12 protein-coding genes are annotated in these 14411 nt (G+C 38.9%); 7 read left to right on the plus strand and 5 right to left on the minus strand.

All coding sequences use genetic code 11. The features are described from left to right. The first annotated feature begins 31 nt into the window (after positions 1–31). The 5 genes from ACPPVU_RS14030 (at position 32) to ACPPVU_RS14050 (ending at position 7636) form a co-directional block, all read left to right on the plus strand. On the plus strand, positions 32–709 hold the full coding sequence (locus ACPPVU_RS14030; protein WP_426667140.1) for an ABC transporter ATP-binding protein: 678 nt from the start codon (positions 32–34) through the stop codon (positions 707–709). Positions 710–729: 20 nt separating this feature from the next. Then, positions 730–2172 carry a TolC family protein gene (locus ACPPVU_RS14035; protein WP_426667141.1) on the plus strand — a complete coding sequence of 481 codons (1443 nt, stop codon included), beginning with the start codon at positions 730–732 and terminating at the stop codon, positions 2170–2172. 178 nt (positions 2173–2350) lie between these two features. Next, complete coding sequence (locus ACPPVU_RS14040; RefSeq protein WP_426667142.1) at positions 2351–4117, plus strand: glycoside hydrolase family 9 protein; 1767 nt, start codon at positions 2351–2353, stop codon at positions 4115–4117. Between the two features lie 51 nt (positions 4118–4168). Continuing rightward, positions 4169–6445: a glycoside hydrolase family 3 N-terminal domain-containing protein gene (locus ACPPVU_RS14045; RefSeq protein WP_426667143.1), complete on the plus strand. Its 2277-nt coding sequence runs from the start codon at positions 4169–4171 to the stop codon at positions 6443–6445. A 144-nt stretch (positions 6446–6589) separates the two neighbouring features. Continuing rightward, on the plus strand, positions 6590–7636 hold the full coding sequence (locus ACPPVU_RS14050) for a glycoside hydrolase family 53 protein (protein WP_426667144.1): 1047 nt from the start codon (positions 6590–6592) through the stop codon (positions 7634–7636). Between the two features lie 4 nt (positions 7637–7640). Here the strand turns inward: ACPPVU_RS14050 and ACPPVU_RS14055 are convergent, their stop codons facing one another. The 5 genes from ACPPVU_RS14055 to ACPPVU_RS14075 form a co-directional block, all read right to left on the minus strand. Then, positions 7641–8723 carry a DUF3667 domain-containing protein gene (locus ACPPVU_RS14055; RefSeq protein ID WP_426667145.1) on the minus strand — a complete coding sequence of 361 codons (1083 nt, stop codon included), beginning with the start codon at positions 8721–8723 and terminating at the stop codon, positions 7641–7643. Positions 8724–8739: 16 nt separating this feature from the next. Further along, positions 8740–9999, minus strand: coding sequence for a nucleoside permease (locus ACPPVU_RS14060; RefSeq protein ID WP_426667146.1), 1260 nt, complete (start codon positions 9997–9999; stop codon positions 8740–8742). A 160-nt stretch (positions 10000–10159) separates the two neighbouring features. Then, the gene (locus ACPPVU_RS14065; RefSeq protein ID WP_426667147.1) at positions 10160–10759 is read right to left on the minus strand and encodes a bifunctional nuclease domain-containing protein; all 600 of its coding nucleotides are present in this window, start codon (positions 10757–10759) and stop codon (positions 10160–10162) included. A 24-nt stretch (positions 10760–10783) separates the two neighbouring features. After that, positions 10784–11761 carry an electron transfer flavoprotein subunit alpha/FixB family protein gene (locus ACPPVU_RS14070; RefSeq protein ID WP_426667148.1) on the minus strand — a complete coding sequence of 326 codons (978 nt, stop codon included), beginning with the start codon at positions 11759–11761 and terminating at the stop codon, positions 10784–10786. A gap of 31 nt (positions 11762–11792) precedes the next feature. Continuing rightward, a complete protein-coding gene (locus ACPPVU_RS14075) occupies positions 11793–12530 on the minus strand; it encodes an electron transfer flavoprotein subunit beta/FixA family protein (RefSeq protein WP_426667149.1) in 738 nt (245 codons plus the stop codon). 129 nt (positions 12531–12659) lie between these two features. Here ACPPVU_RS14075 and ACPPVU_RS14080 point away from each other — a divergent pair, with 129 nt between their 5' ends. Beyond that, positions 12660–12998: a tetratricopeptide repeat protein gene (locus ACPPVU_RS14080; protein ID WP_426667150.1), complete on the plus strand. Its 339-nt coding sequence runs from the start codon at positions 12660–12662 to the stop codon at positions 12996–12998. A gap of 106 nt (positions 12999–13104) precedes the next feature. Next, positions 13105–14304 carry a chromate efflux transporter gene (gene chrA, locus ACPPVU_RS14085; protein ID WP_426667151.1) on the plus strand — a complete coding sequence of 400 codons (1200 nt, stop codon included), beginning with the start codon at positions 13105–13107 and terminating at the stop codon, positions 14302–14304. Positions 14305–14411: the final 107 nt, after the last annotated feature.

A 14411-nucleotide genomic window follows, 5' to 3' on the forward strand; every position in this document is an offset into this window, starting at 1 on the left:
ATTTAATCACTAATTCAAATAATTTAAACAAATGTTATCACTACAACACATATCAAAGTACTACCAGGTTGGCGGAAACAAGAATATCGTATTAAACGACATTAGTCTTGAAGTAGATGAAGGCGAATTCATTTCAATTATGGGCCCTTCAGGATCAGGAAAATCAACTTTACTGAACGTGATTGGCATGTTGGACGAACCATCAGAAGGCTATCACTATTTTATGGGTCAGGCTGTTCATCAACTTAGAGAAAAGCAGCGCTCGGCTTTGTATAAACAATATATCGGGTTCGTTTTTCAGGCTTATCATTTGATCGACGAATTGACGGTTTATGAAAACATTGAAACCCCACTGATCTACCAGGATGTAAAAAGCTCTGAACGTAAGGCCATGGTAGCTGATATGCTGGATAGATTCCAGATCGTGGGTAAAAAAGATCTTTTTCCTGCGCAATTATCAGGTGGTCAGCAACAATTGGTAGGTATCGCACGGGCGCTGATAGCTAAGCCTAAACTGTTATTGGCGGATGAGCCAACAGGGAACCTGAATTCCAAACAAGGGGAAGAAATAATGGCACTGTTTAAAAAATTAAATAAAGAGGACGGGGTAACCATCATTCAGGTAACACATTCTGAGAAAAATGCGGAATACGGAACACGTATTATCGATCTTTTAGATGGTAAAGTCAATTCCTCAAGAAAGTTCTGATCTACAAACAATATATTAAAATGCGATTTACTAAATACATATTAACACTTCTTTTTATAACAGGCAGCTTTTTGGCATTCGCTCAAAAAGTCGACTCAACTAAACAAATAACATTGCAACAATGCCTTGATATTGCTGTAAAAAACAACTTGCAGGTAAAACAAAACGATTTAGCGGCACAATCGGCACATATAGATCTGATGCAGGCGAAAGAAAACTTATTACCAACGGTAACTGGTAATGCTAATCGCCGGTTTAGCCAGGGGCTTGGTGTTAATACGGTTACCAATACTTATGTAAATCAATCACAAACTAACGATAGTTACAATTTAGATGGCGGACTTACATTATTTAATGGATTTGCACTTCAGAATGCAATTAAATCTGCTTCACTGGCATTCCAGGCAGGTAAGATGGAATTTCAGGCTGCAAAAGACGTAGTTACAGTGACTGTGATCACAGGATATTTAGCCATACTGGATAACGCAGAGATATTAAAAGCAAGTGAAAGCCAGTTAGCCGTGGCAAAGGAAAATGTCGACAGGTCAACAATTTTAGAGAAGGAGGGCGCAAACAAAGCCGCATCTGATCTTACTGACTTTCAGGGAGTATACGCAACAAATCAGGTTGCTGTAGTTAATGCGCAAAATAACCTGGATGCTTCCAAACTTAACTTATTTCAATTGATGAATATAGCATATCAACCCGATGTGCAATTCCAGTCATTAAATGCTGAAGCTTTTACTGGTAATTATGGGTCTGACCCAAATCAAATTTATCAAACTGCCTTACAACAATTGGCTACAGTAAGGGCTTCCACATTACGTAGGGAAAGCGCTGAAAAAAATGTTAAATCTGTAAGGGGCTTATTATGGCCTTCGTTAACTTTAAATGGTGGGTTGTCAACAACATATTCAAACACTGCAACTAAATCGACATTTATTGATTCAGTAACTAATGCAATTCCTGGAACATATGTTAATGGGCCTTCAGGTAAACAATCAGTTTTTAGTACTCAGGCAAATAACTCAATTCAGAAAATTGGTTACGGTGAGCAGTTCAGGAACAATTATGGCACTTATGTACAACTTGGCATTACAATTCCAATATTCAGCAATCGTATCAGGTATAATGCTTTGTCTAAGGCTAAAATTAATTTAATGAGCTACCAGAATATAGAAGAAAACACCAAGATACAAGTAAAGCAAAATATTGAGCAAGCTTATTATAACATGATGGCAGCCTATAAAAAGTACCAGGTATTAACCGAACAGGTAAAAGCATATACTGAAAGTTATAGAATATTTAAGCTTCGTTTTGATACGGGCGTGATAACTTCGGTTGATTTTATTATTGCGAAGAATAATCTGGATGCTGCTACTGTTAATATGATCACTGCTAAATATGACTATTTTATCGATAGCAAAATATTGGATTATTACCAGGGAAAACTATCATTATAAGAAATATAAAAAATTCGATCCTAATACCTTTATATCATAATTTTTTGTATACCAATCCATTAGCGAGCAAAGTGTTATTTTAATATCACCTTTTGTTAAAATATATAATAACATTTTGCTTGTTTAGTATTATACTTATTGTATAAAGCACACTATATTTAAAGGCCAATTAAAACTTATGTTTAAAAGAGCCTTTATAGCAACCTGTATCGCTTTCTTTCTGATCTGTACCAAATTATTTGCGCAAAGCTTACCGGATAGCGGTCAATTCAAAATACGGTTAAATCAAATGGGCTTTTATCCCGCAACTCATAAAATAGCTATTGTTTTAGCTGATAAAGAAGCTGGTTTTTCTTTGCAAACAGCCGATAAACATAATGTATTTAAAGGTAAACTCAGAAAGTCCCTTAAGCGGGATTTTGCAGGAAATTACACTTTTATAGCTGATTTTTTGGATTATAAGAAGCCTGGGAATTATATTTTAAATGTTTCCGGGATCGGCAATTCGTATCCCTTTATTATTTCTAGTTCAGTCCATAAAAAGGTTGCTGACGCATCGATTAAGGCATTTTATTTTATTCGTGCTTCAATCCCGCTAGAGGGAAAATTTGCAGGCAAGTGGAAAAGAGCAGAGGGCCATCCCGATGATAAAGTATTGGTGCATTCTTCGGCAGCAAGCACAGAGCGCCCCGAAGGAACGGTAATTTCTTCACCACGCGGATGGTATGATGCAGGAGATTATAATAAGTATATTGTTAATAGCGGAATATCAACCTATGCATTATTGTCATTATATGAGGATTTTCCTGCATATATGAAGACGGTCAATCTAAATATTCCTGAAAGCGGTAATGGGATTCCTGATCTGCTTAATGAAACGCTGTGGAACTTAAGATGGATGCTTACTATGCAAGACCCTAATGATGGCGGAGTTTACCATAAATTGACTAATGCAGCATTTGACAAAATGATAATGCCTGATAGTGCGATCACAACACGTTATGTAGTACAAAAGAGCACCGCTGCCACATTGGACTTTGCAGCAGTAATGGCACAAGCAGCAAGGATATTTAAACAATTTCCAAAGGAATTGCCGGAACTGGCAGACTCATGCCTTAAGGCATCTCTCAAAGCATGGGATTGGGCACAAAAGAATCCTGATGTGCTTTATAATCAGAATGCAATGAATCAGAAGTTTAGCCCCCAGATAACAACAGGCGATTATGGCGATAGAAATATAAGTGATGAGTTTATTTGGGCTGCGTCTGAACTTTTTGTTACTACACAGGATGATCAATATGTAAGGAAAATAAATATTATGCCTGATGATAATATGCCCTTACCCTCCTGGAACCAGGTGCGTTTATTGGGTTATTACTCTATCATTCGTAATAGTGATCATTTAAACTCTACAGGATTTAAAGAAATTCCGGAATTGAAGAAAAGGCTATTAGCTTTTGCTGATAACATGATCAAAGGAATTGATAGTACTGCTTACCAAACTGTGATCCAGAAGAGAAAATCCAATTTTATTTGGGGCAGTAATGCAGTTGCTGCAAATGAGGGTATGGCACTGATACAGGCTTATCAACTTTCGCACGATAAGAAATACCTTAAATATGCATTAGATAACCTGGATTATATTTTGGGCCGTAATGGCTCAGGATACTGTTATGTAACAGGCTATGGAAGCAGACCAACTATGCACCCGCATCATCGCCCTTCAGTAGCAGATGGTGTTGTCGACCCTATACCAGGTCTGCTGGCAGGCGGCCCCAATCCCGGCATGCAGGATCATATCAAAGTTCCCTCAATAGTACCCGACGAAGCCTATATTGATAATGACCAGGCTTACGCCGCAAATGAGATCGCTATTAACTGGAATGCTCCTTTAGCTTATTTAGCTAATGCAATAGAAGCTTTACAAAATGATATAAGTAATTAATATTCAAATTAATATATTAATTTTATTAAACCAATAATCAAACCCAAAGCAATGAGACGGATATTTATAATCACGATCAGTTTAGTTTTTTTTACTGCTGCAATGTTGATGGCGCAGCAAAAGAAAGAAGCACCCAGCGAGCTCGACAAAAAAGTTGATGCGTTAATTGCTAAGATGACCCTGGAAGAAAAAGTAGGGCAAATGACGGAAGTGACGTCAGATGTGGTATCTAAATCAAATACTGACTCACATCAGCTTGATTCTGACAAATTGAAAGAAGCCATTATGAAATACCATGTGGGTTCTATACTCAATGTTACGGGGCATGCTTATGATCGTAAACACTGGTATGAGGTAATATCTCAAATTCAGGCAGCAGCTGATAAAGACCGATTAAAAATACCGGTTATCTATGGTATCGATGCTATTCACGGAGTTACCTACACATTGGGTAGTACACTTTTTCCACAAGAAATTGCTATGGCTGCTACTTTTAATAAAGACATAGCGCATCAGGCAGGGGAGATCACTGCTTACGAAACAAGGGCAAGCTATATTCCGTGGAACTATTCGCCGGTTTTGGATTTAGGTAAATCGCCTTTATGGCCGCGTATTTATGAAACCTTTGGTGAAGACCCTTATTTAGTAAAAACTATGGGCGCTTCCATTATTAAAGGTTACCAGGGCAATGATGTAGGTGATAAATACCATGTCGCTGCCTGTATGAAACATTACCTGGGCTACAGCTATCCATTAAGCGGAAAGGACCGTACACCTGCCTGGATACCTGACCGTTACATGCGTGAGTATTTTTTACCGCCGTTTGCCGAAGCTGTAAAAGCAGGTGCTAAGACACTGATGATCAATTCAGGCGAAATTAATGGTGTGCCAATCCACGCCAGTAAATATATGCTGACTGATGTATTGCGTGGAGAATTGCATTTCGATGGTGTAGCAGTAACTGACTGGAGAGATATTCAATACCTGCATGATCGTCATCACATTGCTGCAACACAAAAAGAGGCAGTAATGATCGCCGTAAATGCCGGCGTTGATATGAGTATGGTGCCTTATGATTATACATTCTTTACTTACCTGATTGAACTGGTTAATGAAGGAAAAGTACCGATGAGCCGTATCAACGAAGCTGTGCATCGCATATTAAAAGTTAAATACGAATTAGGCCTGTTTGAGCGCCCTGTAGGCAACCCGGATGATTACCCTAAGTTTGGTTCAGACGAGTTCCGTAGTGTAAGCTTGCAGGCTGCAACAGAGGCTATTACTTTGTTAAAGAACAACAACAATGTGCTTCCGCTTAAAAAGAATATCAAAGTATTGGTAACCGGGCCAACTGCTAATACGCTGCGTTCATTAGATGGTGGCTGGAGTTATAATTGGCAGGGTGATTTGGCTGATCAATTGGCTGTCGGCAAGAACACTATACTTAAAGCAATACAGCAGAAGATAGGGAAGGAGAATGTAACCTATCAGGCTGGTGCTTCTTTTGACCAGTTACAAAACATTGATGATGCTGTATCTGCCGCTAAAAATGCAGATGCTATTGTGCTTTGCTTGGGCGAATTATCTTATACAGAGAATGTAGGAAATATTGACGACTTAAGTATCCCAGCCGCACAGACTCAATTAGCACTTGAGCTGGCTAAAACAGGTAAACCTATCATCTTAATATTGGCTGAGGGCCGGCCTCGCATAGTAACTGAAGCTGAAAGTCACTCAGCAGCTACTTTGATGACTTATTTCTCAGGTAATGAAGGTGGTGATGCATTGGCAAATATTCTGTTTGGGGATGCTAATCCTTCAGGTAAATTGTCTATTACTTATCCGAGATTTACCAATTCACTTAATAATTACTACCGCAAAAATCTTGAGAATGGTAATCCGGATGATAAGCATGGTTATAATCCGCTTTATGAGTTTGGTTTTGGCTTAAGCTATACCACTTTCAATTACAGCAACCTGCATATCAGCAAACCTGATCTAAAGAGTGGTGAAACTCTTACTGTTACTGTGGATGTGAAAAATACCGGGCAGTTAGAAGGAAAAGAGTCTGTTCTGTTATATACCAGTCAGTTGTATGCGAGTATATCTCCCGATACCAAACGTTTGCGGGCTTATAATAAGGTCGACTTAAAACCAGGAGAAACGAAGACTGTGACCTTTAAAATCACACCTGAAGACCTTGCGTTTGTGAATGACATAAGCAAAACAGTTGCAGAAGCCGGTGATTTTAAATTAATGATTGGCGACCAGACAGCAGACTTTAAATATATCAGCAACGAAACACCTTCACGAACAGGAAAATTATAAACCAAATCTTATCACAATTCATTATTCCGGCGATTTTATAAAAGATCGTCGGAATAAATGTTAAATAAACATTTTATTTTTCATTGCTGTAATATATATTTGTCTACGCCCTCTATGGCTAACCAATTATAATATTTAAAACGCATGAAAAAGGCATTATGGATATACAGTTTTAGTGCTGTATTCTTAGTTATATCTTGTTCAAACAAAGGTTATTCTCCAGCCCCGCAACAGTCATCAACTTATAAGGCACCGGTTGTTTTTTCTACATTCAATAAGGGAGCCGATATAAGCTGGGTGACCCAAATGGAGTCATCAGGTTATAAATTCTATGATAAGAGTGGGAATCAACAAGACTTATTCGCTTTAATGAAAAGTCTTGGCATGAATTCAATCAGGCTCAGGGCATGGGTTAACCCAACTGATGGATGGTGCAATACCGCCGATGTGGTGGCAAAGTCCATCAGGGCAAAAAATGCCGGCATGAAGATACTGATCGATTTTCATTACAGTGACAGTTGGGCAGATCCGGGCAAACAACCTAAACCTGCTGCATGGGCCAATTTGAATTTCGCCGCGTTGGTAACTACTATGCAGGATTATACGGTGACCACATTAAATGCTTTAAAAACAAATGGCATTACACCTGATTGGGTGCAGGTAGGTAATGAAACTAATGATGGTATGCTTTGGGAAGATGGACGTGCCTCGACCAATATGGCTAACTTCGCTGCATTAATAAAAGCCGGTTATCAGGCTGTTAAATCGGTAAGCAGTACCACAAAAGTTATTGTTCATATATCAAATGGATATGATAGTACTCATTTTAGGTGGATGTTTGATGGCTTGAAAGCAAATGGTGCCCAATGGGATATTATCGGTATGTCATTGTATCCAACAACTGCTAATTACACTACGCTGGATGCGCAATGCCTGGCCAACATAAACGATATGGTTTCGCGATATAGTACACCTGTGATGTTAGTAGAAGTGGGTATGGACGCATCTGATCCAACCGATAGCCGCGCTTTTTTAACCGATATCATTACCAAAGTAAATTCAGTTGCCAATGGAAACGGACTAGGTGTGTTTTATTGGGAGCCTGAAGCTTACAATTGGCAGGCATATGGTTTGGGCGCTTTTGATAGCACCGGTAAACCAACCATTGCCCTTGATGCTTTTGGAAACTAATGTTCTAAACAATTGCAGTTACAAAAAATAAAAGGCAGATACAAAAGCTAAACGCGATAAAGTACATAACACTCATGCCTATCATTTTAGTGATCGTCCTAAACCGGCTGCTATGATATACCACACGTAACGAGCGATATATATACCATAAAATATAGAATGTTGCTATTGCATTTATCCATTGCAGTATTATAATCGCACTTTCAGGAATAACCATTTGCAGCAGCATTATAATTGCAAGGAAAAGGAACAAAAAACAATGTAAATGGAATGTGTAGATCAGGTGTTCCACATAATATTTTTTACTATTCCAGAATGTAACTCTGAGTATTACAGCTAATAATGGCAGAATTAAAAACATCATTTTAGGAGTATTATGCTTCAACTCATCCACAAACACATCCCGTGCATTTGTGCCATACTTTCCAATATAAGTATAAACCTTCTTGTTCCACATCCTCAATAAGAAGTTATCCTGTTCTTTTTCAGGCAATTTTTCCTGACTGATAAGATATTGCGCATAACTTGTATCTTTTGTGAGCGGACGAAACCAGGAGTTTGGCTTTTTTTCGTAATCTATATCTTCAGTAATTGCAACAACTCCTATGCTAGTAACAGCTTTAGCTTTAGGAAGCTGTTTTTTTAAAGCTGTTTTTTGTTGTGCGCTCAGATTCGTATTCCTGTCTATCGCCTTGCTTGTTGAATCTATAACATCAGCCGTTTTTTGAGTGTCTGCTGGCTTTTTTCCACTAACATTATTTGTTGTTACTGTTTCATGTGCACTTTGAAATAATAGCAGGAAATAAACAATACTGATAAAAATATACATTTTTACCGGGTGCAGGTATTGTGCACGTCTCCCGGCCATGTATTCGTTGGTCAGAAATCCCGGTTTAAATAATAAAGGTTTTAGTGTATGAAAAAACTGGTGATCAAAATGGAAGTAATCGCTTATGGCATGATTCATCATGTGGCCAAAACTTTCCCTTATCTGTAGGTTTTCCTGCCCACAGTTATGGCAATAATGTCCTTCCAAGATAGTTCCGCAGTTTAGACAATCATTTTCCTGGCGATAATGCTTTTTCATAAGTGTTTATTACTATTCAGGAATGTTGTATGGCATGCTTCAATGCTGCATTGTGTCGATATCTGAAAACAAATGGGAAAATAATAGCAATTACCAGGGCATATGCGGCAAAAGCCAGCCAGATGCCGTGCCAGTTATTACTATGATCAGGAAGTATGAAAAAGTTATCAATCAAGAAACCACTTAAAATACTTCCTAAAAATGCCCCGAATCCATTCACCATCATCATAAACAAACCTTGCGCGCTCCCCCTTATTTGAGGAGTAGTTTGTGTTTCGACAAAAAGTGAGCCTGAGATATTAAAGAAATCGAAGGCCATACCATAAATGATACAGGATAAAATAATCATCCATAGCCCTCCGGCAGGGTTACCAAAAGCAAGTAATCCAAAGCGCAATACCCAGGCCAGCATACTAAGTAACATCACATATTTAATTCCAAATTTGCGGAGGAAAAATGGAATAGTGATAATGAAAAACATTTCAGAAAATTGAGATATTGACAAGACAATGGCGGCATGTTTTACTCCAAAAGAATCTTTATATAGTGGCACGTTTTTAAAATCATGAATAAAGGTATCTCCGTAAGCGTTTGTTAGTTGCAAAGCCGCGCCGAGAAGCAACGAAAAAATGAAAAATATAGCGAATTTCGGCGTCTTAAATAATGTAAATGCATTTAATCCCAACAAATCCACAAAAGATTTATTAGTCGTTTTGCTATAGAGAGGCGGGCACTTTGGAAGAGTGAATGAATAAATGCCCAAAGCAAATGCTACCAACGACGAAATATAAAATTGATTAGCGGAGGTCTCACTACCGGTTAAATTTACAGTCCACAATGCTACGATAAAGCCGAACGTGCCCCATATGCGAATAGGGGGGTAGCTTTTAACTACGTCTTTATTTTCTGTTTTTAATGCAGAATAGGCAACTGTTATTGATAGTGAGAGGGTTGGCATGTAACACAATACATTTAATAGCATTACTGCAAAAAAGGTTGAAGGAGTATGCATCAGCGGAAGGCAAAACAATGCAACAGCTCCTAAAATATGTAAGATACCATACAATTTTTCTGCATTAATAAATCGATCTGCGATAATACCCATTAATGCCGGCATAAAAATGGCAGAAATGCCCATCGTTGAGAAGATAGCGCCGAATTGTGAAAATGTCCAGTGTTTAGTCTGGGAACAATAACTTCCTATGGTAAGCAGCCACGCTCCCCATATAAAGAATTGCATAAAATTCATCAGTATTAAGCGAAACTTAATATTCATAGAGCATCCGGGCTTTAAAAATGTTCAGTAATAAATCAAAAGCGGAAAATAATGAAATAAATACGAAATCAGAATCTTATGATATAGAATTTAGTGTCTGTGGGAGTATAGTTAGATTATTTTAAGACTCAGTTTGACAACCTCGTAAGCAAAATCTAAATCAGGAAGCTTTTCGCCTGTTAAGCTCATCGCGAATTTTTGCTGCTTTTTCATAAGCCTCGTCTGTAAGCGCTTCCTGCAATTTGCTTTTTAGCTCATCTACGCTTAAGGATGAATAGCCACTCGTAGCAGGTGTTACTGCTTTTTCTTCAGTAGCGTCACTCATATTTTCGAGGTAAACAAAATCATTGCCCTCGATGACAATACCTGCTGTAGATAAGATAAACTCATAGGTATAAATTGCACAATCAAACCTTACTGCCATAGCTATAGCATCAGATGTACGGGCATCAATCTCAACCACTTTTTTACCATCTGAGCAGATGAGTTTGGCATAAAATATTCCATCAACCAGGTTATAGATAATGATCTCCTGTATAGTAATGCTGTAGGCTTGTGCGAAATTTTTGAACAAGTCATGTGTAAGCGGCCTGCTTGGAGTCATTTTTTCTATCTCGATAGCGATAGCCTGAGCCTCAAAGCTGCCAATGATGATTGGTAATCTGCGGCGACCATTTACTTCGCCTAAAACCAGTGCATAAGCGCCGGATTGGGTTTGGCTATAAGACAAGCCAACTATATCCAGCTTTATTTTTTTCATATTATTACCCATCACTGATTCTGTTTATGCTGATGCTTTATATTCTTTTACTGCTGCAATTAATTGAGGTACTACTTCAAAAGCGTCGCCTACAATGCCGTAATCGGCTACTTTAAATATTGGTGCCTCAGGATCTTTATTAATAGCGACAATAACCTTCGACGAACTTATTCCGGCAAGGTGCTGTATGGCACCCGAAATTCCTATTGCAATATACAAATTTGGACTGACAGCTATACCGGTTTGTCCAACATGTTCGCTATGTGGCCTCCATCCGGCATCGGATACCGGTTTTGAACAAGCTGTAGCTGCGCCTAACAGATCGGCCAGTTCTTCTATCATTCCCCAGTTTTCAGGACCTTTTAAGCCACGGCCCCCTGAAACAACGATCTCAGCATCCGGTAAAGAAATTTTATCTGTAGAGCGAACGATCTCTTTAACCATGGCTTTGAAATCGGATTCTTTATTTTCAACAGCGAAATCCTCAATTGTACCTGCGGCCTTTTTTTCGGTTACCTGGTAAGAGTTAGGCACTAAGGCAATTACTTTATTAGCTGATGTTAATTGAACAGTCGCAAAAGCTTTGCCCGAAAAGGCAGTTTTTTTTACAGTAAACTTATCGCCTGATATTTCTGGTAATGCTACTGCGCCATCAGCCACACCTGCTTCCATTTTTACGCCTATCCGTGGAGCCAAGCCTCTTCCTGAAAATGAATTGGACAGAACTACGATGTCAGCATTTTCTTTTTTTGCTGCTGCCGCGATAACCGAAGCATAAGCCTGGTTAACAAAATTCTTTAACTGGCTATTAGAAACGTTCAACACTTTATCAGCGCCATACTTTCCCAGTGAGCTTAATTGTTCTGCACCCACATCTCCGATAGAAAGAGCTATCAGATTGGTTTTTGTTTGATCAGCAATTGCCCTGGCATAAGACACTGCCTCAAAAATTGACTTTTTGAATTTGCCTTCGGCATTTTCTGCATATATTAAAACTGACATATATTTTTCTGAATCGTAAAATCTGTAAACCTTATATAACGCGTGCTTCAGTGTGCAATAAGCTGATCAATTTGCTGCTTTCATCTGACGGGACTAATTTTACCTGTCCGCGTGAAGCCGGTGTTTCGTAGCTGATGATCTCTGAAGATGTTTTTACATCAACAGCATCAATTACATTTAACGGTTTTGTTCGCGCCGACATAATGCCGCGCATATTTGGTATTTTGGGTTCAGCTACACCCTCAGCAGTTCCTGCAACAAAAGGAAACGGGATCACCAATACTTCCTTACCACCTTCTATTTCCCGTTCCACAGTACCTTTGTCACCATCTACATCCAGTTTTTTGATGATCGATACAGATGGAATGTCTAACAGTTCACCAAGCATACCAGCAACCTTTGATCCATTATAATCAATAGATTCCCTTCCTGTCAAAATCAAATCAAATGCATTTTGTTTGGCATACTGTGCAATTTGATAAGCTACATACCATGCATCGTGGGGTTTTGCATTAACACGTACCGCATCATCAGCTCCAATAGCCAGTGCTTTACGTATGGTAGCTTCGGTATTTACTTCTCCTACATTTATCACAGTTACCGAACCTTTTCCGCCCTCTGTTAGCTCGATAGCGCGGGACAATGCTATCTCATCGTAAGGATTCAGGATAAATTGAACGCCATTGGTATTAAATTGCGTGTTATTATCAGTAAAAGTTATTTTTGTCGTTGTATCAGGAACATTACTTATGCATACCAGTATCTTCATCAGGCTATTTGTTTTTAATTGGCAATGAACTTTACAATGTGTACGGTTTTATTCATTTTACTCATGAAGACGCAAAAAGGTCCTCATGAACAATGTTTGCAAATTTAGTTAAAAAAGAGAGAGTTTAAAATGCAGTCGAGCCGATTAGATAAGCTATTAGAATTTTTACAAAATGAACCTGAAGATGCATTTTTGAAATATGCGTTGGCAACAGAGTACCTTCGGTTAAACGAAACAGATAAAGCCTTGGAATACTATGAGAGCCTGGTGAATGGCCATCCTGATTATGTAGGGACTTATTATCATCTTGGCAAATTATATGAGGCGTTAAATCGCAAACCTGACGCTATCAGTACCTATGAAAAGGGTATGGAGACAGCAAAAAAACAACGCGACAATCATGCTTTTTCAGAATTACAGGCAGTCTATCGTGAAGCAACGGGATGGGACGAAGATGATGACTACTAAACGTTCATTAGTTCATTGGCTAATTTGTTCCTTAGTAATGCATAGCCGATACAATGAGTATAAAAGCAGACCAATGAACCAGTGAACAATTGAACCAATGAACTAAATGAGGAGACGACAACTTTTATTTCTTCGCGACGCACTAATATACACCTTTACTGCTTTTGGTGGCCCGCAGGCACATATTTCTATTTTGCTGCGCGAATTTGTCGAAAAACGCCGGTATATAACTGAACAGGAATTGATGGAGCTGAATGCGCTCGCTCAAATACTGCCAGGGCCCTCTTCAACCCAAACCTTAATAGGCATTGCCTGGAAGGTTGGTGGTTTACGACTAGCAATCGTCACTTTCCTGATCTGGATATTTCCGTCTGCTGCTATTATGTGTATGGCGGCCATTAGTTATAAAATGTTTCTTACCCATAGTAGATTTACCGAGATACTGCGTTTTGTCCAGCCCATAGCTGTAGGGATAGTGGCTTATGCAACTTATACTTTTGCCAGTAAGTTTTTAAAGACAAAGGTTACGACCATGCTGGCCATAGGGGCACTTATTGCCACGCTTATCCTGCAAAATGCATATGCTTTTCCTATCCTGGTATTATTAGGGGGCATTATTTCATCAGCACTTGAAACACAACCACAGGAAAGTGAATTACGTGTAAGCTTATTCGCGAATGTGAATCCGAACAAAGTCGCTTATTTTATCGGTATATTATTAGCTTTTGCTGCTTTGGGTGCTGTGATCAATCAAACCTCGCCATTTAGTTTGCCTATACGTTTATTTGAAAACTTTTATCGTAACGGAATCCTTATTTTTGGGGGCGGACAGGTGCTGGTGCCCCTGATGTATACCGAATTTGTGGAGGTGAAGCATTATCTTTCCAACTCTGAATTTCTGTCCGGATTTGCTCTTCAACAGGCTTTACCCGGCCCTACATTTTCTTTTACTTCGTTTATTGGGAGCATTTCATTAGGTAATAAAGGCTACAGCATTGGTGGGCAAATTATGGGAAGCATTGTAGCTGTGATAGGTATAAACTTGCCGGGATTGATCCTAATCCTCTTTATTGTACCTTTTTGGGAAGATTTGAAGAAAATAACCCGTATCCGTAACTCATTAAGCGGAATCAGCGCAGTAGCTGTCGGCTTTATGGCAACAGCATTGATATTATTGGTCAGGCCATTTGGTATCAACTGGATGGCTTATGGGTTGATGGCCGGGTCATTCTGCCTGCTATATTTTACTAAAATAAAAACCCCGATCGTTATTATTATCGGAGTTGTTTTGGGGTTGATATTTTAGCCCCCTGCCCCCTAAAGGGGAACTTTTTAATAAATTTATTAAAGCACTTCATCATTCGTTATTCAAAATTCAGTATTCGATATTTTGCTCCCCTTTAGGGGCTGGGG

The sequence above is a fragment of the Mucilaginibacter sp. McL0603 genome (genome assembly GCF_049992945.1).
Taxonomy (GTDB): Bacteria; Bacteroidota; Bacteroidia; order Sphingobacteriales; family Sphingobacteriaceae; genus Mucilaginibacter.